The sequence below is a fragment of the Cloacibacillus evryensis DSM 19522 genome, from assembly GCF_000585335.1.
GTDB lineage: Bacteria > Synergistota > Synergistia > Synergistales > Synergistaceae > Cloacibacillus > Cloacibacillus evryensis.
The window spans coordinates 62,072-83,175 of sequence record NZ_KK073872.1 but is presented as its reverse complement, the minus strand read 5'-3'; the positions used below and the strand labels follow the sequence as shown (position 1 = coordinate 83,175).

Here is a 21,104-nt window from a genome sequence, read left to right as displayed (position 1 = left end):
AGGGGCACAAGGCCGCCTCCGCACCCCGATTATGAGCGCGGGGCCGCTTTTTTCAAGCCTGTCAAGGGCAAATGGCGCGCGAATGTACATTTTTACCCCTCGAATGTACAAACGGGATGTATAATAATTACGGGCGGCACGGACGCCGCAATTTTTGTTTATGGGAGCCGATGCATGAGGATCGCCGTTGTTGACGACCGCGCCGACGAGCGCGCGGAGATCGTTTCTTTAGTAGAGGAGTACCTGGCGCGCGTGGGCGTGACGGGAGCCGTCTGCCGCGAGTTCGCCTCGGCGGAGGAGTTTGCCGCCGCGCTCGGCGAGCAGTCTTTCGACGTGGCGGCGCTCGACATCATCATGGGCGAGATGGACGGGATGGAGGCGGCGCGCGCGCTGCGAGAGGCGCAGCCGTCGTGCGCGATCATCTTCGTCACCTCGAGCCGTGATTTTTCGATCGAGGGCTACAGCGTGCACGCCGCGGGCTATGTGCTGAAGCCGGTGCGCGAGAACAGCGCGCTGCTCTTCGACGCGCTGGCCTTCGCCGCAAGCCGCGCCCTGCGCGCCTCCGCCTCGATGATGGTAAAGTGCGCGGTCGGCGAACGGCACGTCCTGCTCGCCGATATCCTGACGCTCAGCAAACGGCTGCTGATAATCTACCTGGAACTGAAAGGCGGCGAGACGCTCGCGCTGAGCGGCAAATACGCCGACTACGAGCAGCGCCTGCTCGAAGACGGGCGCTTCCTCAAGATCGCCCGCGCAAGCCTGCTGAACGCCGACCGCATCTCCGCAGTAACGCGCGAAGGCCTGCTGCTGGACACCGGCAAGGAGATAAAGCTCGGCCGCCGAGTCCGAGAACGCATAGCCGCGGAGTACGCAAGGTATAAAGTCAACGGGGAAAGATGAATGATAGGCTTAAAGCCTCCCTCCCCGAGGGAGGTGGGCCGGCGCACGGTTTTTGCGCCGGGTCGGAAGGAGTGTTGTACTGCGCGGCGCATGTTTTCCGCGCCACACAGTGCCCGCGGCGGAAGCCGCGGAATAGGATAAGGCCAGAACAAAAACAAAACCCAAGGTCAACACTCCCTCACCCCGCTTCGCGGGGAGCTCCCTCGGCGAGGGAGCCTTTTAAAAAGATAAACCAAGCCAACAATCATAGGCTCCGGCTCGGAGGCCGGAGCGACGGGAGGGCAGAGCGGTAAATCGCTATTTATCTTTTCCTCGCAATCGCGTAAATCGGCGTTTAGACGTGCCGGATGCTAAATAACTTTGGGGTCTGCGCCCGGAGCCGTATACCAATACGGCGATTGCAAGGCAATGTTCCCCGCCATTGGCGGGGAACTCTTTCAAATTATCCATATTGCCGCAGCATGCGGGTGCGTTTGCCGCAGGACCGCAGACCCCAAAGTTATGACGCAGACGGTGCGTATAAACGCCGATTTACCCCTCCATCTTCATCTCAGCCATATGCCTGTAGAATCTCCATCTGTCGGCAATGGCTTTTTTCTCTTCTTCGAGCAGCTGCGCAGCCTCTTCCGGGGCCGTCGCTTTGAGGCTTTTGTATCTCACTTCGTTGTAGATGTAGTCTTCAAGGGGCAGGCTCGGCTCTTTGGAGTCTATGACGAGCGGGTTTTTGCCCTCTTTCGCAAGGTCGGGGTTGTATCTCATGAGCATCCAGTGGCCCGAGTCTACCGCTTTTTTCTGCTGGTCAAGTCCTTTGACCATGTCTATGCCGTGCGCTATGCAGTGGCAGTAGGCGATTATTATTGACGGTCCCTCGTAGGCTTCGGCTTCCTGGAAGACTTTGACTGTGTGCGCGTCGTTGGCTCCCAACGCCACTTTCCCCACGTAGACGCTGCCGTAGCTCATGGCCATCATGGCGAGGTCTTTTTTGCCCATGCGTTTGCCGGCCGCAGCGAATTTGGCCACGGCTCCTCTCGGCGTGGATTTGGAGGCCTGCCCTCCGGTGTTGGAGTAGACTTCGGTGTCAAGTACAAGGATGTTGACGTTTTTGCCGCTGGCTATTACGTGGTCGAGTCCCCCGTAGCCGATGTCGTAGGCCCAGCCGTCTCCTCCCACGCACCAGACTGATTTTTTGGCGAGGTTGTCTATGACTGATTCGAGTTCTTCTGCCTGTTGTGTCTCTATGCAGCAGAGTTGTTCTTTGAGGCGGTCTATTTCGTCTGTTACGGCTTTGATTTGTTCGCCGGTGGTCTGCGGCGCGTCAAGTATTTCTCTGACTGTCTGTTCTCCCAGTTCGGGGGTCATTTTGGTGAGCAGTTCAGCCGCGTATTCTCTGTGTTTGTCTATGGTGAGGCGGAAGCCGAGGCCGAATTCTGCCGCGTCTTCAAAGAGGGAGTTGCTCCACGCAGGGCCTCTGCCCTGGTCGTTTACGGCCCACGGGGTGGTGGGGAGGTTGCCTCCGTATATCGAGGAGCAGCCGGTGGCGTTGGCGATTATGGCTCTGTCTCCGAAGAGTTGGGAGAGGAGTTTGAGGTAGGGGGTTTCTCCGCAGCCCGCGCAGGCTCCCGAGAATTCGAAGAGGGGTCTCAGGAGTTGGACGTCTTTGACTGTCGCTGTGTTGAGTTTGGCTTTGTCTGTTTCGGGCAGGCTGAGGAAGTAGTTCCAGTTTGCTTTTTCTGTCTCTCTTATGGGCATTTGGGTGCGCATGATGAGCGGACGGTGCGGGTCTTCGGCTTTGGTTTTGTTTATGGGGCAGTTGGCCGCGCAGAGGCCGCAGCCGGTGCAGTCTTCGGGCGCGGTCTGGATGGTGAAGTCATAGTCTTTGAAGTTGGGGAATTTGGCTTGGGCGTGTCTGAATGCTGCCGGCGCCTGTTCGAGTTTTTCGGGGGCGTAGACTTTGGCTCTTATGGCCGCGTGGGGGCAGACGAGGACGCATTTGCCGCATTGGATGCAGAGGGACGGGTCCCAGACGGGGATGTCTATGGCTATGTTTCTTTTTTCGTATTGGGTGGTGGCGCTGGGGTAGGTGCCGTCTTCGGGCAGGGCGGAGACGGGGAGGCTGTCTCCTTCCATTATCATCATGGGGCCGAGTATTTGTTTGACGAATTCGGGGGCGTCTTCGGCTACGGGCGGCAGGATGTCGAAGGCGGATGTCGCTTCGGCCGGCACTTTGACTTGGTAGAGGTTGGCTAGTGTTTCGTCTACGGCTTTGATGTTTTTGTCTACTATGGCCTGTCCTTTTTTGGTGTAGCTTTTGATTATTGAGTCTTTGATGGCTTTTATGGCTTTGTCCTGGGGCAGGATGCCGCTGATGGCGAAGAAGCAGGTCTGCATGATGGTGTTGGTGCGGGAGCCCATGCCTGTTTGTTTGGCTATTTTAACGGCGTCTATGACGTAGAGTTTGAGGTGTTTGTCTATTATTTTTTGCTGGTATGTTTTCGGCAGTTTGTCCCAGATTTGTTCGGGGCCGAAGGGGGCGTTGAGGAGGAATGTTCCGCCGTCTGCCGCGTTTTTCAGGATGTCGAGTTTTTCGAGGAAGCTGTAGACGTGGCAGGCCAGGAAGTTGGCTTTGTTTATGAGGTAGCTGGCGTATATGGGGTCGGGACCGAAGCGCAGGTGGCTTACGGTTATTCCTCCGGATTTTTTGGAGTCGTAGCTGTAGTAGCCCTGGGCGTAGAGGTCTGTTTCCTGGCCGATGATTTTGATGGAGTTTTTGTTGGCTCCCACTGTGCCGTCTGAGCCGAGGCCGTAGAAGAGGCATCTGACTGTTTTGGGGTTTTCTGTGTCGAATGACGGGTCGTAGGGGAGGCTGGTGTAGGTGACGTCGTCTTCTATGCCTATGGTGAAGCCGTCTTTGGGGGCGAGTTTGCGGAGTTCGTCGTAGACTCCTTTGACCATGGCCGGGGTGAAGTCTTTGGAGGAGAGGCCGTAGCGGCCTCCCACTATGGTGATGCCGGAGCCGTTGAGGGCTTCTTTGACGTCGGCGCAGAGGGGCTCGCTGTTGGCCGCAGGGTCTTTGCTGCGGTCGAGGACGGCTATTTTTTTGACTGTCCCGGGGAGGGCGTTTGTGAATCTTGTGATGTCGAAGGGGCGGAAGAGGCGCACGATTATTAGGCCAACTTTTTCTCCCTCTTGGTTCAGGCGGTCTACGGCTTCGCGCGCTACCGCAGCGCCGGAGCCCATGATGATTATGACTCGCTCGGCTTCGGGGCTGCCGTAGTAGTCGAAGAGGTGGTATTGTCTGCCTATGGTTTTCGCGAATTTGTCCATCGCTTGCTGGACGGTGTCGGGCATGTCGGCGTAGTAGCGGTTGCGTCCTTCCATCGACTGGAAGAATACGTCGGGGTTTTGCGCGGTGCCGCGGATGAAGGGCGCGTCGGGCGTGAGGCGGTTGTATCTGTGTTCGCGCACGAGGTCGTCGTCTATGCAGGCGCGCATGGCGTCGTAGGGGATTTCTTCTATTTTCATTTCTTCGTGGCTGGTGCGGAAGCCGTCGAAGAAGTGGAGGACGGGAACTTTGCCTTCGAGGGTCGCCATTTGCGCGATGAGCGCGTTGTCCATGGATTCCTGCACTGTCGCAGAGGAGAGCATGGCCCAGCCGGTGTTGCGCACGGCCATGACGTCGGAGTGGTCTCCGAAGATGGAGAGCGCGTGGGCGGCCACGCTTCTGGCTGTTACGTGCATGACTGTGCTGGTGAGTTCGCCCGCTATTTTGTACATGTTGGGGATCATGAGCAGGAGTCCCTGGGAGGCGGTGAAGGTGGTGCCCAATGCTCCCGCCTGCAGCGCTCCGTGGTAGGCTCCCGAGGCCCCCGCCTCGCTCTGCATCTCTTCCACCAGCGGCACTGTGCCCCAGATGTTGGGACGCGATTCCGCCGACCACTGATCCGACCATTCGCCCATCGGCGACGACGGCGTGATCGGGTAGATCGATATCACTTCGTTTACCGCGTGCGCCACGTGCGCCGCCGCTTCGTTGCCATCCAGCGTTACCATCTTTTTCTCTGACATGATTCGTTCCTCCCATATTATTACAAATATTCAGACTATTATTATTGGACCTATTATACCTCAATTATAAATATAATAAATATTTTCTATGCCGCCTTACTTTTTTTTAGATATTAAAAATCCGGCGGCCCTGTAAAGATACGGATCGGCCGCCGGGTTTTCTGTGATGCGATATCTCCTGTGTGGGTAGGAGGCGGTAAGCCTTATTTGTACCAGTCCCAAGTGGTCTTCAGCGTTCTCACCGGACCGCTGCTTCTGTGATCCGCGGCTATTGCGGTTTTATCATATTTTCCGGGCGCACGGCCCGGTCAAATTCTTCCGCGGTCAGATAGCCGAGGCCTGTCACGGCTTCCTTCAGCGTCGTGTTTTCTTTATGCGCCTTTTTCGCCGCGGCCGCGGCCTTTTCATATCCGATGATCGGGTTCAGCGCGGTGACGAGCATGAGCGAGTTTTTCAGGTATCCCTCCATGACCGGCAGGTTGGGCCTGATGCCTGAAACACAGTTTTTTTCAAAGGAACGCATCCCGTCGGCAAGAAGGCGCACGGACTGAAGGAAGTTGTGGATGCAGACCGGCATGAATACGTTCAGCTCAAAATTGCCCTGCGAAGCGGATAAGCCCACCGCGACGTCGTTCGCCATGACCTGCACGGCGACCATCGTCATGGACTCGCATTGGGTAGGGTTGACTTTGCCCGGCATTATCGAGCTGCCCGGTTCGTTTTCGGGGATCAGTATTTCTCCGATGCCGCAGCGGGGGCCGCTCGCCAGCAGGCGGACGTCGTTCGCGATCTTCATCAGGTCCGCGGCCAGCGCTTTGAGCGCGCCGTGCGCGAAGACGAGAGCGTCCTTGCTTGTCAGCGCGTGGAATTTGTTCGGCGCCGTGCGGAAGTCTTTGCCGGTGATCTTCGATATTTCTTCCGCGGCGATCCTGCCGAAGTCCGGGTGTGTGTTGAGCCCCGTTCCGACGGCGGTGCCGCCGAGGGCGAGTTCTTTCAGCCAAGGCAGGGCCGCCGTTATCATCTGTTCCGCCTTGTCCGTCATGCCGTACCAGCCGCTGACTTCCTGCCCGAAGGTTAGAGGCGTGGCGTCCTGGAGATGGGTGCGCCCGATCTTGATCACGGAGGCGTTTTCTTCGGAGAGCCGCTGAAGCGTATTTTTCAGCGCGCGCAGAGAGGGAAGAAGTTTATCCTCAATGGCGAGAACGGCGGCGATATGCATCGCGGTCGGAAAGGTGTCGTTTGAGCTTTGCGAACGATTGACGTCGTCATTCGGATGGACGATTTTTTCACCGGCGATCTCGTTCGCCCTGTTCGCTATCACTTCGTTGACGTTCATATTCGACTGGGTACCGCTGCCGGTCTGCCAGACGGCGAGCGGGAAGTTGCCGTCGAGTTTCCCCCCGGATATCTCGCCGCAGACTTCGGCGATAAGGTCCGCTTTTTTTTCGTCGATCCTGCCGAGCCTCATGTTGGCGACGGCGGCGGCCTTTTTGAGGACCGCGAAGGCCCCGATTATTTCGGCCGGCATCTTTTCCGTCCCGATCTCAAAATTCTGGAAGCTGCGCTGGGTCTGCGCCCCCCAGTATTTGTCGGCGGGGACCCTCATTTCTCCCATTGTGTCGTGTTCTGTCCTGTACTCCACGTTCATATCCTCCGGCAGTATGTCTTTAAGGAACTAGATCCTCGCCACTCCGCTCTCACGCGCCGCCTGCGCGACGGCCTTCGCCACCGCCGGCCCCACCTTCGGGTCGAAGGCTGCGGGGATGATGTAGTCGGCTGAAAGCTCTTCGTCGCTGATGAGCCCGGCGAGCGCCCGCGAGGCGGCGATCTTCATCGCGTCGTTGATGTCGCTCGCGCGCACGTCAAAGGTTCCGCGGAAGATCCCCGGGAAGGCGAGGACGTTGTTTATCTGGTTCGGGAAGTCGCTTCTGCCGGTCGCGATCACGGCGGCTCCGGCGGCCTTCGCCTCGTCGGGGTATATCTCAGGCGTCGGGTTGGCGCAGGCGAAGATTATCGCGTCTTTCGCCATTGAGCGGACCATGTCCTGGGTCACGGTGCCGGGGGCGGAGACCCCGATGAATACGTCCGCGCCTTTCATGGCGTCGGCAAGCGATCCCTGCTGTTTTTTCACGTTGGTCACAAGTGCCATTTCCTGTTTGATGGGGTTCATGCCCTTTTCGCGGCCTTCGTAGATTATCCCCGTTCTGTCGCAGAGGGTGACGTCTTTGATGCCGTCGCTTAGCAGCAGCTTTGTTATCGATATGCTCGCGGCGCCCGCTCCGTTGACTACGACCTTGACCTCCTCTTTCTTCTTGCCGACGACCTTGAGCGCGTTCGTGAGGCCGGCCAGCGTTATGACGGCCGTGCCGTGCTGGTCGTCATGGAAGATGGGGATGTCGCACTTTTCTTTGAGCTTCTTTTCGATCTCAAAGCAGCGCGGCGCGGCTATGTCTTCAAGGTTCACGCCGCCGAAGCTGCCGGAGATGAGGTATATGGTGTTTACGATCTCGTCGACGTCTTTGCTCTTGATGCAGAGAGGGAAAGCGTCCACGCCGCCGAAGGTCTTGAAGAGCACGCATTTGCCCTCCATGACCGGCATTCCCGCTTCCGGCCCGATGTCGCCCAGCCCGAGCACCGCGGTGCCGTCGGTGACGACGAGGCAGAGGTTGTGGCGGCGCGTGAGGTCGTAGCTTCTCTCCACGTCCTTCTGTATCTCAAGGCAGGGCTGCGCGACGCCTGGCGTGTAAGCCAGCGACAGGTCGTCCTTCGTCTTTACGGGGACGGTAGCCACGACTTCCAGCTTGCCCTTCCATTGTTCGTGTAGTTTCAGTGATTCCGCTCTGTAGTCCATTATAGATCTTCCTTTCGGTGCCGTTTTGATTTCTTAGGCATCTATTATATTACTAGTCTTCTATCTCTATACCGAAGAGTTTTGAAAGCTTCCTCATCACGGCCGACTGCTTCGCCATCGGTTCGCCGGAATCGGGGGCGTCGGCGACGGCGTCCTCATAGAGGTAGTTGCCATAGGCGTCCCTCGGCCGTTTGCCCATGTATTTGACAAAACCGTAGACCATGAAAAGCCCCATGAACATTATCGGGAAACCGCAGAAGGTCTTTACCATCTTGATGCCGTCGATGCCTCCCGAGAGAGTAAAGAGGAGCGAGACGCTGCCAAGCATAAGCCCCCAGTAGATCTTCAGCGACGTAGGTCCTTCCTCGACGCCCAGGTTGTTGCGCATGGACATCAGCGAAATGGTGGCTACCATCGAGTTTGCCAGTGTGACGAATGAAATTGCGATCACTATCAGCATGAAGGGCTTTACAAACACCGAGAAGGGGATGTAGTCGAAGGCGGCGAAGGTCAGTATTTCCGCTCCCTTGGCCTTATAGAGCGCGAAGAGGTCGGCGCCCTCGAAGAGCTGGGCGTGAAGCACGGTGCCGCCGAAGATGCTGAACCACACGATCCCGAAGATCGACGGAAGGAGCCAGTTGACCGTCACGAATTCGCGTATCGTCCTGCCGTAGGAAAGCTTGACGAAGAAGAGTCCCATGATCGGACCGTAGGAGAGCCAGTCCACCCACCAGTACATATCCCACCACTGCGGCCAGAGCTCGGCGTTGTTGAAGGGCGCGGTGTATGTCATCCTCTCGATGAAATTCTGAAGATAGGTGCCAGTGGACTGCGTGCCGAGGTTGAAGATATAGGCGGTCGGGCCTGTCACCAGCATGAAGAAGAGCAGGACCATATATATCTGGCCGTTCTGGTCACCGAGCCACATGATGCCCTTTTTAAGCCCCGATATGCAGGTGAGCGTGTAAAAGGCGACGATCGCGGCCGCGACCAGGCAGTAGATGAAAGTGCTCGACGGGATGCCGAATATGATGTCGACGCCGCGTGAAAGCTGCAGTATGCCGTAGCCGAGAGAACCGGCTATGCCTCCGGCAAGGGCGAATATCGAGAAGGTGTCCACGATGTCGCCGAATTTACGGGAAAGCGCGCGATCGCCGATGAGCGGCACAAAACCGGAGCTAGGGTTGAACGGCTTCCTCATGTTCCCGCAGACATAGGCGAGGATGACGCCGAAGGTGACGTAGATGGCGTAGGGCGTGAGCGTCCAGTGCAGGAACGTCGTGCTCATGGCCCAGATGACGGCTTCGTTGCTGCCGGGAGCGATCCCGAGGCTGGGTGCCGGCTGCATCGTAAAGAGAAGCGGCTCGACCGCGCCCCAGAAGACGACTCCCGTTCCGATCCCCGCGCAGAGCGAGACGGCGAACCACTGCCAGCGAGTCATTTTCGGTTTGGCGTTGGGACCTCCGATACGAATTTTGCCGATCGGGTGGAAGAGCATTGTCAGGCAGAAGATGACGAATACGAGCATGGTCAGGCTTACGAGCCATCCCATATTCACCATCAGCCGTTCAAAGACGCCGGTCAATACGGAATTAAAAGTCTTGATGTCGATAAAACCGGCGATAAGCACGATGATAAAGATCGCTGACGGAACGAATAACACTGTGGAACGTATATTTTTCATTCTTAACCCCCCTGTTTTAGCCCTTTGCGCGCCAGCGTGATGCTTTCGGCCATCACATCGCTGTCGACCAGATTGCCGGGCGCAAGCAATTTTCTCGCTTCGTCCTCTTTCATCAGGCCGCTGTCGATCACGACCCGCAGGACGCTTTTATTTTGCTCCATCGCTTCGCGGGCGACACGGCTCCCCGTCTCATAACCCATTACGGCGCTGACTATCGCCGCGAGCGCGGTGGAATTCTCCGCGTGCCGGAAGCATATCTCCCTGTTCGCGGCAACGCCCCTCAGACATTTGTCGGCGAACAGCAGAGAACCCTTTGTCAGTAAACGTATCATTTCAAAAAGATTTTTGTAGATGACGGCCTCCCATACGTTGAGGTCGAGTTCGCCGTTTTCCGCGGCGAGAGTGACCGCCGCGTCGCAGCCGAAGACCTGGAAGTATATCTGTTTCATCAGCTCGGGAAGTATGGGATTGATCTTGCCGGGCATTATCGAAGAGCCCGGAAGGACCGCGGGGATCGTTATCTCCATAAAGCCGCCGCGCGGCCCGGAGGACATGATGCGAAGATCGGCCGCGATCTTGGAGAAGCCGGCCGCCGCCGCTTTCAGGGCGGAAGAGACGCGGATATATATGTCGCCGTTCTGGAGCCCGTCAAATAGATTTTCGTCCTGACGGAAATCGTCCCCCGTCAGTTCGGCGAGACGGGCGAAGACCTCCCGGCCGAAGCCCGTGACGGAACCGGAACCGGTCCTGACTTTAGCACTTTCTCCCAGCTAAACAAGCGCTGAGCCGTTGGTATATCACAGCTCAGCGCTCTTTACCTTTTACAATTTACGTAGTTCAGAGCTCTCTATGAAATTCTGTGGCGGAAATGTTTTTGAAGATCGGTTTTAGTAGAGTAAGTTCTTAAGGGCGCTATTCCCAAGGTATCCGCTATCTCGTCGTAAAGCTTTGGGGTTTTCTCTTTTGCGTAGAATATCTGTCCTTTGATGCGAAGCTCCATTACGTTAGCCTTGTTCAAAGAATCCTGTATCGCCTGAGAGCTTCCAGCAATGCCGCGCTCCTTAAGTTTTTTCTCGAGAAGACGCTGCAGTACAAGCGCTAAGTAACAGATCACGAAGTGTCCTTTTATGTGTTCCGGCGTCCAAACAAAACAGGGACGCGACCTCAGGCCGCTCTTCATTATCCGAAAGCTTTCTTCTATTTTCCAAAGGCCGTGATGGATCGACACCGCCTCTTCCGGACTTATCTCGGGGTCGCTGCTCAGTATTCCGTAGTATCCGTCGTAGAGGCTCTGTTCGGCGATCTTGGCCGCGTCGAGTTTCAGCGAGTTCCCGTCTATATCAGCTGCGACAAAGCTCTTTCCGCCCTTCTTGAGCTCCGCTTTGAACATTGACGGATTAGCGACTAAGCTTCTCAGCTTTTTTGATCAGACGCCCTCTGTCCTTCGCATCTTTCTCCGCCCTTTTGGACGAATAGCTTATGATAAGGCTGTCTGTGAGGTATATCTTATTTCTGCCCCCATCCTCGTCAGGACAGACTACGACCTGCGTGTGCTCCAATACCTTGAACCTGCAGGAATCTTCTTCGCCTTCTTTGAGACACTCTGTAAATCCGTCTTTGGAAAGGACAGCGGCCTTTACGTCGTCGGAAGCTCCGCGGATCTTAAACGCAAGAACATACTCGAAGCCCATCTCCTTGATCCTGGCAAGATTGCTTTTGGAATTAAGGCCCCTGTCGGCGACAACGATCACTTTCTCGACCTTATACTGCTTCTTCAGTTTATTCAAAGATGAAAGCAGCGTCTTAAACTCGGACGTGTTTCCGGGAAAAAGCTCGTATCCAAGCGGAATACCGCATTTGTCTATTAAAAGTCCCATTAAAACCTGGACCTCTCCAACCCTGTGGTCCTTTGAAAAACCAAAATTTCTGAAACCGTCGGCCTCGACGCTCTCGAAATAGTAAGTCGTCACATCGTAAAACGCGACGCTGACATTCTTCTTTTCTCCGTTGAAGAGCTTTTTGTAAAGGTGAGCCTCTATTTTGCTCTTATAGTCGGCAAACATATTCAAAGATCTGTACATATCATCCAAACGCAGAGAACCAAAATTAAAGAGATAAGAATCCTTCTGCCTGAAAGATGCGACCTTTGAGCATGGCTGCATATTTCTCAGAGCAGAAAGGAAAAAGGCGCTTCTTGCAAGATCACATTTGCTTCGTGAAAGAGACTGTATGCCGCGGAAACAAACGTCCATACTCAGTTCGTTCCAAAGAGCGCGGTAACAGAAAATGCCGTAATTCTTTAAAGACAACCCTTCGCACACAGGGTCGGCGGGAGCTTTCTTAAAAAGTTCCGCCAGCTTTTCTTCGACGGAAGTAGATGTCTCGGCGTTTATCCTATCGCACTCAGCCTGCAGCTTGGACATTATATCCGGGTCGCGCGCTTCGAGCACATCCCGACGTCCAAAACTTTTGACAGTCCGCGTCCTTGGTTCCTTTGTGACAGGATCGCGGTAACTTTCCAGGAAATAAACATATTCAACGCCGTTGGAACGTCTCGTGTTCAGTCTCAAAGCCTCGCCTCCCATACACAGACATTATACAGCAATATAGATGAAATAACAAATATAAACTACTATAAACTACAATAATTTTAAGAACAAAAACAGCTGCAAATATGGTGATTGCAGCTGTTTAGAGGCTCAGTTGATGCTCATAAGTGCAAAAGTCAGGAAATAGATTTTCGTCCTGACGGAAATCGTCCCCCGTCAGTTCGGCGAGACGGGCGAAGACCTCCCGGCCGAAGCCCGTGACGGAACCGGAACCGGTGCCGACCGCGGTGGCGCCGAGCGGAAGGCTGAGGCACTCGCGCCGCACCCTTTCCACCGACGCGGCCTGACGCGCGATAAGGTCCGCATAGCCGGAAAATTCCTGCCCCAGCGTTACCGGCATGGCGTCCTGAAGGCAGGTCCTGCCAAGCTTTACAACATCTTTGAATTCAATGGATTTCTCACGTAAAATTTCAGAAGCGGTCTTTAAATTCTCAACCAGGGGCCCAAGCATCCAGTAGAGCGAGATATGGATCGCCGATGGCACTACGTCGTTCGTAGACTGCCCCATGTTGACGTGCGTGTTCGGGTGGACGAGATCGTAACCCTTTTTGCCGCAGAGTATTTCGTTGGCCCTGTTCGCGATGACCTCGTTCACGTTCATGTGTATGGAGACCCCGCCGCCGCCGCTCAAAAGCCGCATGGGGAACTGCCCCTTCAGGGTACCGCCGAGTATTTCGTCGCAGGCGCCGCATACCGCCTTAGCGACGGCGGCGTCGAGCGCGCCGAGAGAGCTGTTGGCGAGCGCGGCGGCCTTTTTTATCGTGACCATCGCCCGCGCCAGTTCCGGAGCGTCACGCTCCAGCGTCGCCGGGTCGACGTCGCTCATGGCGATACCGCGGATCGTCTGTATCCCGTAATAGACGGAATCGTCTATTTCCATTTCGCCTAGAAAATCATGTTCCCTTCTGCTCATAGCAACCCATCCTCCACACAGGGACAAGACCGGGCCATGCCGGCCGGCGGCGGCGCTTCCCTCAAAAGCGGGGCCGCCGGCCGGCATGACGGTCATTTATTTACTTATCGAATTCGATTACATAACGGCCCATGTTCTTCGCGTTCGGATCGTGGAACGCGTCGAAGGCCTCGTTGATGTCCTCCAGCTTGATCTTTTTGATGAGAAGGCTGTCAAGGTCGTATTTCCCGTCAAGATAGAGCTGTCCGATGCGCGGGAAGTCCTGGAAAGGATTCACGTCGCCGTAGAAGCTGCCGCGGAGTATTCTGCCGTAACGGTGGAATCCGCCGGCGGGAAGCTCGAGCTTGCCGTCCGCGGGATAGGCTCCGATGACTACCGTCGTAGCGCCCTTCCTCGTGCTCATGAAGGCCATCGCGCCAACTTTCGTATTGCCGGTGCAGTCGATGGCGTATTCGACGCCGAGACCCTCGGTGAGGTCTCTGATCGCCTGCGGGACGTCGGCGACGTTTTTCGTGTTGATCGTATGTGTCGCTCCGTACTTCTTCGAGAGTTCAAGGTTATCGTCCTTGATGTCGCAGGCGATGATCTGGCTCGCTCCGCAGACGCGCGAGCCCTGGATGGCGTTGATGCCGACGCCGCCGATGCCGAAGACCGCGACGGAGGAGGCGGGACGCACCTGCGCCGCGCAGACCGCCGCGCCGTATCCGGTGGCGACTCCGCAGCCGATCATGCAGGCCGGCGCCGCGGGCATGCCCTCGGGCATGGGGATGCAGCTCATTTCAGGGACGACCGTATATTCCGCGAAGGTGGAAAGGAGCGACATGTGATAGGCGGGCTTGCCGTCGAGGTGCAGGCGCGACGTACCATCCATGAGCGTTCCGCCGAACATCGGCCCGAAGGCTGATTCACAGAGGTTTACTTTGCCCGCGCGGCAGAAGGCGCAGGTCCCGCAGTAGGGTACCCATGAGAGCGTCACGAAGTCGCCCTTTTTGCAGGTCTTGACGCTTTCGCCGGTCTCGACGACGATGCCGGCGCCCTCGTGTCCGAGGACCTGCGGGATCGGGGTCGTTTCGTCGTTCAGCGTGTTAAGGTCGCTGTGGCAGATGGCTGTCGCTAATATTTTAACAAGGACTTCGTTTGATTTCGGCTTGTCGAGTTCGACTTCGCGAATTTCCAGAGGTTTTCCTACCGCCGTCATTACCGCTGCTTTAATTTTCATGATCTTATCCTGCCTTTCAAAATTTTTGATTTTTATGATCCTGAACAGCTCTTTGTTTACCCGTTAAAACGCGTACCAGATCGCCTTCGCCTTGGTGTAAAGCTCGAGCGAGCGAGCGCCGCATTCTCTGCCCCAGCCGCTCTCCTTGTAGCCGCCGAAGGGGCTCGCAGGATCGTAGCAGCCGTATTTGTTGATGAAGATCTGTCCGGCCTGCAGGGCGTTCGCGACGCGCTGCGTCCTCTTGACGTCGTTGGTCCAGAAGCCGGCGGCAAGTCCATAGGTGGAATCGTTGGCCATACGCACCGCCTCATCCTCCGTATCGAAGGGGATGACCGTGAGCACGGGGCCGAATATCTCTTCGCGAGCGATACGCATCTCATTCGTGCAGTCGGCGAAGATCGTCGGGTCAATGAAGAAGCCTTTCGCGTTCGCGCCCTCGACGTTGCGTCCGCCGCCGCATATCACGCGTCCGCCTTCCTTTTTGCCGATCTCGATGTACTTCATGATGGAATTGAAATGCTCTTCGGAGACCTGCGCGCCCTGATTGTTTTCGGGGTTGAAGGGATCGCCGACCTTCCACTTCTTATACTGCTCCGCAAGTCCCTCAAGGACCTGCTTGTAGACCGGGCGCTCGACGAAGAGGCGCGTCGGCTCGGAGCACTTCTCTCCCTTGCCGGAGAACATCGCCACGAACGAACGCTCGATGGCCCAGGCCATGTCGGGGGCGTCGGCAAAGATGATGTTCGCTGATTTTCCGCCGAGCTCAAGACTCAGCGTCTTGAGGTTGGAGTTGGCCGAGTCGCGTACAAGGCTGCGGCCGACCTCGGTGCTGCCCGTAAAGGCGGCCTTGTCGATATCGCTGTGGCTGGTGAGCAGCGAGCCGACCGCGCCGCGGCCAACGATGAGGTTCATTACTCCGGGAGGAAGTACTCCCGCCTCGTCGAATATCTCATAGAGGCGCACGAGGGAAAAAGAGGTGATTCCCGACGGCTTCATGATCAGCGTATTGCCGGCCGCGAGCGCGGGGCCGAGTTTGTAGCCCGCCATGTCGAGCGGGTAATTCCACGGGATGATCTGCGCGCAGACGCCGACTGGCTCGCGTCTCGTGTACGAGAAATAGCCGTTGGAGACGGGGTTCACTTCGCCGTAGATCTTGTCAGTCCAGCCTGCGTAATAATCAAAGAAGTCCGCGACGTTCACGGCGTCCTCGCACGCTTCGGAGAAGAGCTTGCCGTTGTCCATCGTTTCGATGGTGGCGAGTTCAGAAACATGGTCCCTGACGAGCTGGGCGAGCTTGCGCATGATGATGCCGCGCTCTTTGTTGGAGATCGACTTCGTCCAGTCGCCCTCAAAAGCTTTTCTCGCCGCCCTGGCGGCGGCGTCGACATCTTCGGCCGAGGCGGCCGCCAGAGTGCCGTTCACCTCGCCGGTGGCGGGGTTCGACGACTGGAAGGTGTTGCCATGCCCCTTGACCCACTGGCCGCCGATGTACAGCGACTTCACATCCTTAAGCCATTCTTTTGCCCATTCCCTTTTAGGAGCAAATTCACTCATTTCCTTTTTCCTCTCTTTCAATTTGTTCTAGTTTTTCTATTGCGCTTTGTGTACCAAACTCTTTGACCAGCGCGGATATGCGCTGATAGCCAAATTTCTCTTTGAAAGCCGTGATCGTGGGGATGCTGCTGTGCGCGTATCTCTCACAGACATCGGCGTTGACCGTTACTCCGCTCAGGCAGCGGTCGTTCAGAAGGCGCGCCGCCTTGCCAAGCATGGAAATGTTTTTGAGCGTGAGGAAGCCCGCCATTATCTCCCACAGGTTGATATGTATTTCACCCATCGATACCGTCCTGCCTACCACGGCGTTGTTGCCCTCGATCAGCATCCCGCACTGGATCATCATCTCCGGCACCACCGGGTTCACCTTGCCGGGGAAGAAGGATGAGCCCGCCTGCACCGCCGGCAGGTTGAGCTCATGCAGCCCCGTCTCGGGCCCGGATGAGAGCAGGCGCAAATCCGCGGAAAGCTTCATCAGGACGGCGGCCGTCGTCGCTATTTCCGAAGAGAGCGAGGCGATGTCGTCGGGATACTGCGCCGCGTCGCATTTATCTTCCGGCCAGGAAAGCGGAAGCCCCGTGACCCGGCAGAGGACGCCGAGAACGAGCTTTCTGTATCTTTCATCGGCGCCGCTTCCGGTGCCGATCACCGTCCAGCCGAGATTGACTTTCAGGAACTCATTTCTGAGCGCCCGGATCTTGCCGATATTCCTTTCCAGCGCCGAGGCGCAGGAGGAGAAAAGCACGCCGACAGACGCCGTGAGGCCGTCCTGCCAGCAGGTTCTCGCAATGGTCGTGATATTCGTGAAATCGTCCGCCTTTCGGCGCAGGGTTTTTGCGAAATCGTCAAGAATGGGAATGAGCCGGTCTATTTCATTTACGATGGTGATGTGGAGCGCGGAGTGGCAGACGTCGGAGGTCGACTGATTCAGGTTGACCTGGTCTATCGGGGCCGTGCCGCCGCCGGCAAGCGAAGCGATGACTTCGTTGAGGTTCATGTTGATGCCGATCCCGCCGCCGCCGTGGAAGACGTCCACGGGGAACTGGTCGTTATATTCGCCGCCGATAAGCAGATCGCAGGCCGAACAGATATTCTTTGCGACCTCAGGCGGCAAAAAGCCCGCCCCGTCGTTGGCCATCGCGCAGGCCTTCTTTACCTTCGCCGCCGCCGATATATATTCGGGAAACCGCGAAAGCCGCTCGCCGGAAAAAGACATATTTTCCAGATTCAGCTTTGTTTGTTGTCCATAGAGTACTTTACGTTCAGCGTTTTTCTCGTTTGCCATAGATTTCGCCTTCTCTATAAGTTCATTATATAAATATAATATGCATTATTTGAAACAACCTCATGCTATCACGTCAATTTTTGTTTGTCAATAGGAAAATTTAATTTTACTAAATATTAGTTTTCAAAATATAAGTAACTAGATTTATTAATAATCCCCCTCAGCGGGGCGTTCCCGACAAAAAAGGCCTCCGTGGCGCATAGGCGCACGGAGACCCTCATCGTCCGCGGGAAAAATGCTAGGCTTTCTTCTCCGTGATGTACTTATCGATGGCGACGGCGGCGTCCTTGCCGGCGCCCATCGCGAGGATGACGGTGGCCGCTCCGGTGACGATGTCTCCGCCAGCGAATACTCCGGGGACGGAGGTCGCTCCGGTCTTTTCGTCGGCTTCTATGTAACCCCATTTGTTGAGTTTCATTTCGGGGAAGGTGGAGAGCAGCACTTTGTTAGAGCCCTGTCCGATGGCTTCGATCGCGCAGTCCGCCTCGATGAAGAATTCACTGCCTTCTACGGGGACGGGACGGCGTCTGCCGGAGGCGTCGGGTTCGCCGAGTTCCATTTTGATGCATTTGACGCCTTTGAGCTGCCCGCTGCCGTCGTCTACGTATTCGGTCGGGTTCGTCAGCCAGTTGAAGATGATGCCCTCTTCAACGGCGTGGTGGTATTCTTCGATACGAGCGGGAAGTTCGGCGAGCGAACGGCGGTAGGCTACCGTCACTTCTTCGGCTCCCAAGCGTTTCGCGGAACGCGCGGCGTCCATCGCGACGTTGCCGCCGCCGATGACTACGACTTTTTTCGCCTTTTTCGCGGGGGTGTCGAATTTCGGGAATTCATAGCCGTGCATGAGGTTGATCCTCGTGAGGTATTCGGAGGCGGAGTAGACGCCGTTGAGCGTCGTGCCGGGCACTCCCTGGAAGTGCGGGGCTCCCGCGCCGACCGCTATGTAGCAGGCGTCGTATTCTTCCATGATCTCCTGCATGGTGATCGTCTTGCCGACGACTACGTTGCATTCGATGTCTACGCCGAGTTTCTGCATCGCCTCGATCTCCATTTTGACGATCTTTTTGGGGAGTCGGAATTCAGGGATGCCGTAGATGAGGACGCCGCCTGCCGCGTGGAGGGCCTCGAAGATCTTCACTTCGTAACCCATTTTCGCAAGGTCGCCCGCGACTGTGAGGCTCGAGGGGCCGGAGCCGACTACCGCGACTTTGCCTTTCTTTTCGCCTTCGTAAACTTTGCTCTGCATGTTTTCCTGCGCGTATTTCCAGTCGGCGACGAGGCGTTCGAGTTTGCCGATCGCGACGGGCTCAAAGTCTTTCATTTTGCCGACTGTGCAGAGGCCTTCGCACTGTGATTCCTGCGGGCATACGCGGCCGCAGACGGCGGGGAGGTTGGTGTATTTGTCCATTACTTCGGCGGCTCCGGCCATGTCGCCCTCTTTGACGCATTTGATGAAGGCGGGGATGTCTATCTTGACAGGGCAGCCGGCGACGCAGGGGCTTCGTCTTGCACTGCGGGCAGCGTCCCGCCTCTATCTGTCCCCTCTTCGAGGGAGTAGCCGAGGCAGACTTCGCCGAAGTTGCCTTTGCGTACTTCGGCGTCCTGCTCTTTGATGGGGGTCTTCCACTTTGAGAATGTTACAGCCATGTCGGTTCACCTACTTCTGCTTCATATTTTTCCATTGAGATTTTTTCTTCATCTTTATACTGACGGAGGCGGCTCATGAACTCGTCCCAGTTGACCTTGTGCCCGTCAAATTCAGGACCGTCGACGCAGGCGAAGAATATTTTGCCGTCGACCGTTACGCGGCAGCAGCCGCACATGCCTGTGCCGTCGACCATCAGGGGGTTGAGCGACACCCATATCGGCAGGCCGAGTTCTTTCGCGGCCTTGGTGCCGAATTTCATCATGATCGAGGGGCCGATGCACCATGAACGGTCGATCTTGTCGCCGCGCTCGACCACCATCTTCATCGCTTCGGTGACGACGCCCTTCATGCCTTCGGAGCCGTCGTCGGTGGTGATGATGAGTTCGTCGGAATACTTACGGCATTCGTCTTTCATGATGACGAGGTCCGAGGTGCGTCCGCCGAGGATGGTGATGACTTTGTTGCCGGCGAGCTTGAGGGCTTTGATGATGGGGTAGAGGGCCGCGATGCCTACGCCGCCTCCGACCATGAGGACCGTGCCGTAGTTCTCGATCTCGCTCGGCGAGCCGAGAGGGCCGGAGATGTCCTGGATGCAGTCGCCGACATTGAGGCCCGACATCGCCGCGGTCGTCTTGCCGACGACCTGGAAGATGAGGCGGATAAGCCCCTTTTCGGTGTCATAATCGGCGATGGTGAGCGGTATTCTCTCTCCATGGTCATTGACGCGCAGTACGACGAATTGTCCCGCCTTCGCGTGGTCGGCGATGCGCGGAGCTTCGACCCAGATGTCGAATTCTTTCGGCGCAAGCTTTTGCTTTGATACGATTTTGAACATGATGTACCTCCTCTAAGTATATATTCTTAAAAAATCGCGACTCCGCCCGCGCGCAGCGTGATTTTGGGCCGCCGTTGTCTATCCATATTAAACTTTCAAAAGTTTTACGGCGTTAAATTTTAAATATATTTACATTGCGCATATGTGATAGAATCGGAACAAACGCCGTTCCGAACGATATATTTGCCGTTTCCTTATCTTGGTTGCTATCGATTTTTATCGTTCTTATTTTTATATGTTCAATATATAAATATATAGTGCGTTATTTGAAATAATGTGATATTATCATTGCAGCTTTTGTTTGTCAATGCAGAGCGTTTTTTGTAAGTCGTTTTTATTGAAACAAAAAATGCAACAAGGGTATCTCATCCCGCGCCGTGTGCGGACGGCTGCCGTCAGGGCTGTAGGAAGAGAGCGTTTCGCCTATGAACAATTCATATCGCGGCAACTTTATCATATGATTTGTTCTGCGCAAACGTTCTGTTTTCAAAAGGCCCCCTCTGTATTAGAATAAACTAAATTGTGTTGTGGGGGTGTGCTTTTGAACAAGGACAAGCCCGCCTGCGCGGCAGGCGGCGCGCAGACGGCGGACAGGGCGCTGCAGATACTCAAGTATATTGCGGCGGAAAAGGGGCCTGTGCCTATAGGTTTGATATGCCAGGAGTTTGAGCTCAACAGGACCACGGCGTGGCGGCTTTTGTCAACGCTCGTGAATAACGGCTTTATAGACCGCGACGTTTCGACAAAATGTTACCAGCTCGGATTGAGCTCCGTTTTGCTTTGCGCGGACGCGGCGGCGCAAAACGAACCGATCATCAGGCATTCCCGTCAGGCGATGGAAGAGCTTGCGGAGATCACGCAGGAATCAGTGCTTCTGGCGGTGCCGAAGTATAACTGCACTGTCACCATCGCGCAGGTGCAGTCGCCGCTCTCGATACGGCTGCGGGATTACATTAACACCACATCGCCGCTCTACGGGACCTCGAACGGCAAGATGGCGCTGAGCTTCCTTTCCGAGGCGGAGCTGGAAAAGTTTCTCGCCCTCCCGCGGCCGCCCTTCACACCGCAGACCATCACGGACAGGGAACAGCTTATCGAAGAGATAAACAAAACGCGGGAACGCGGTTTCGGAATGATCCTCAGCGAACTCAGCGAATCAGAAAACGGCGTGTCGGCGCCGATAATATATGATAAGAGGCCGGTGGCTTTCATCAGCGTCGCGGGGCCGTCGTTCCGCTTCACGGAAAAACGGATGTTCGAAGTCGCGCCGGCCCTGATCTCGGCGTGCAGACGCGTGGAGGAATCGTTCAGGGTAGGTATGGATTGATTTTTACCTATGCGGAGCAGACGGTATTGCCGCGTTTAGATGGCGGAATCAGTCAACGCCTGTATCGCGGCATATCGTGAATGTCGCCGCGGCCAAACAACGGCCCCGGCCGCGCCTCCCTTTGGGGGTGGCTCGGCCGGGGCCGCCGCTTAAAATTTTTGCCGTCAGCCGCCGTTCTCTTCTCCCATGTCTTTGTCGACGATCACGCCGCGGT

14 protein-coding genes and 1 pseudogene are annotated in these 21,104 nt (G+C 56.1%); 2 read left to right on the top strand and 13 right to left on the bottom strand.

Going from position 1 to position 21,104, the window contains the following annotated elements; translation table 11 throughout:
- The first annotated feature begins 174 nt into the window (after positions 1-174).
- Positions 175-900 (top strand): LytR/AlgR family response regulator transcription factor, encoded by a 726-nt coding sequence (locus tag CLOEV_RS15570; RefSeq protein WP_051484761.1) that lies wholly within the window; start codon positions 175-177, stop codon positions 898-900.
- Between the two features lie 531 nt (positions 901-1,431).
- Here CLOEV_RS15570 and nifJ read toward each other — a convergent pair.
- The 13 genes and pseudogenes from nifJ to CLOEV_RS00295 all read right to left on the bottom strand — a co-directional run bounded on the left by nifJ (position 1,432) and on the right by CLOEV_RS00295 (position 19,563).
- Positions 1,432-4,965, bottom strand: coding sequence for a pyruvate:ferredoxin (flavodoxin) oxidoreductase (gene nifJ / locus CLOEV_RS00355; RefSeq protein WP_034441249.1), 3,534 nt, complete (start codon positions 4,963-4,965; stop codon positions 1,432-1,434).
- Positions 4,966-5,233: 268 nt separating this feature from the next.
- Positions 5,234-6,607, bottom strand: coding sequence for a class II fumarate hydratase (fumC, locus tag CLOEV_RS00350; protein ID WP_034444941.1), 1,374 nt, complete (start codon positions 6,605-6,607; stop codon positions 5,234-5,236).
- A 33-nt stretch (positions 6,608-6,640) separates the two neighbouring features.
- Positions 6,641-7,816: an NAD(P)-dependent malic enzyme gene (locus CLOEV_RS00345; protein ID WP_034441247.1), complete on the bottom strand. Its 1,176-nt coding sequence runs from the start codon at positions 7,814-7,816 to the stop codon at positions 6,641-6,643.
- A 52-nt stretch (positions 7,817-7,868) separates the two neighbouring features.
- Positions 7,869-9,500, bottom strand: a complete 1,632-nt coding sequence (locus CLOEV_RS00340; protein WP_051484760.1) for a BCCT family transporter — start codon at positions 9,498-9,500, stop codon at positions 7,869-7,871.
- Positions 9,501-9,502: 2 nt separating this feature from the next.
- Positions 9,503-10,270: a lyase family protein gene (locus CLOEV_RS17130; protein ID WP_245591148.1), complete on the bottom strand. Its 768-nt coding sequence runs from the start codon at positions 10,268-10,270 to the stop codon at positions 9,503-9,505.
- Between the two features lie 77 nt (positions 10,271-10,347).
- Positions 10,348-12,070: pseudogene (locus tag CLOEV_RS00325) on the bottom strand (IS1634 family transposase).
- A 121-nt stretch (positions 12,071-12,191) separates the two neighbouring features.
- Positions 12,192-13,022, bottom strand: coding sequence for a lyase family protein (locus CLOEV_RS00320; RefSeq protein WP_051484754.1), 831 nt, complete (start codon positions 13,020-13,022; stop codon positions 12,192-12,194).
- A 100-nt stretch (positions 13,023-13,122) separates the two neighbouring features.
- Positions 13,123-14,241 (bottom strand): Zn-dependent alcohol dehydrogenase, encoded by a 1,119-nt coding sequence (locus CLOEV_RS00315; RefSeq protein WP_034441241.1) that lies wholly within the window; start codon positions 14,239-14,241, stop codon positions 13,123-13,125.
- 63 nt (positions 14,242-14,304) lie between these two features.
- A complete protein-coding gene (locus CLOEV_RS00310; RefSeq protein WP_034441239.1) occupies positions 14,305-15,795 on the bottom strand; it encodes an aldehyde dehydrogenase family protein in 1,491 nt (496 codons plus the stop codon).
- Positions 15,788-17,080 carry a lyase family protein gene (locus tag CLOEV_RS00305; RefSeq protein ID WP_034441238.1) on the bottom strand — a complete coding sequence of 431 codons (1,293 nt, stop codon included), beginning with the start codon at positions 17,078-17,080 and terminating at the stop codon, positions 15,788-15,790. Before CLOEV_RS00305 ends, CLOEV_RS00310 begins: the two co-directional genes overlap by 8 nt.
- Positions 17,081-17,318: 238 nt before the next feature.
- Entirely contained in the window at positions 17,319-18,533 is a 1,215-nt protein-coding gene (gene gltA / locus CLOEV_RS00300; RefSeq protein ID WP_425393613.1) for an NADPH-dependent glutamate synthase, read from the bottom strand.
- A 14-nt stretch (positions 18,534-18,547) separates the two neighbouring features.
- Entirely contained in the window at positions 18,548-18,727 is a 180-nt protein-coding gene (locus tag CLOEV_RS17480) for a hypothetical protein (protein ID WP_425393589.1), read from the bottom strand.
- Positions 18,718-19,563 carry a sulfide/dihydroorotate dehydrogenase-like FAD/NAD-binding protein gene (locus tag CLOEV_RS00295; protein WP_008711993.1) on the bottom strand — a complete coding sequence of 282 codons (846 nt, stop codon included), beginning with the start codon at positions 19,561-19,563 and terminating at the stop codon, positions 18,718-18,720. Before CLOEV_RS00295 ends, CLOEV_RS17480 begins: the two co-directional genes overlap by 10 nt.
- Before the next feature lie 541 nt (positions 19,564-20,104).
- Between CLOEV_RS00295 and CLOEV_RS00290 the strand changes: the two genes are divergently transcribed.
- The gene (locus tag CLOEV_RS00290; RefSeq protein ID WP_051484752.1) at positions 20,105-20,890 is read left to right on the top strand and encodes an IclR family transcriptional regulator; all 786 of its coding nucleotides are present in this window, start codon (positions 20,105-20,107) and stop codon (positions 20,888-20,890) included.
- Positions 20,891-21,104: the final 214 nt, after the last annotated feature.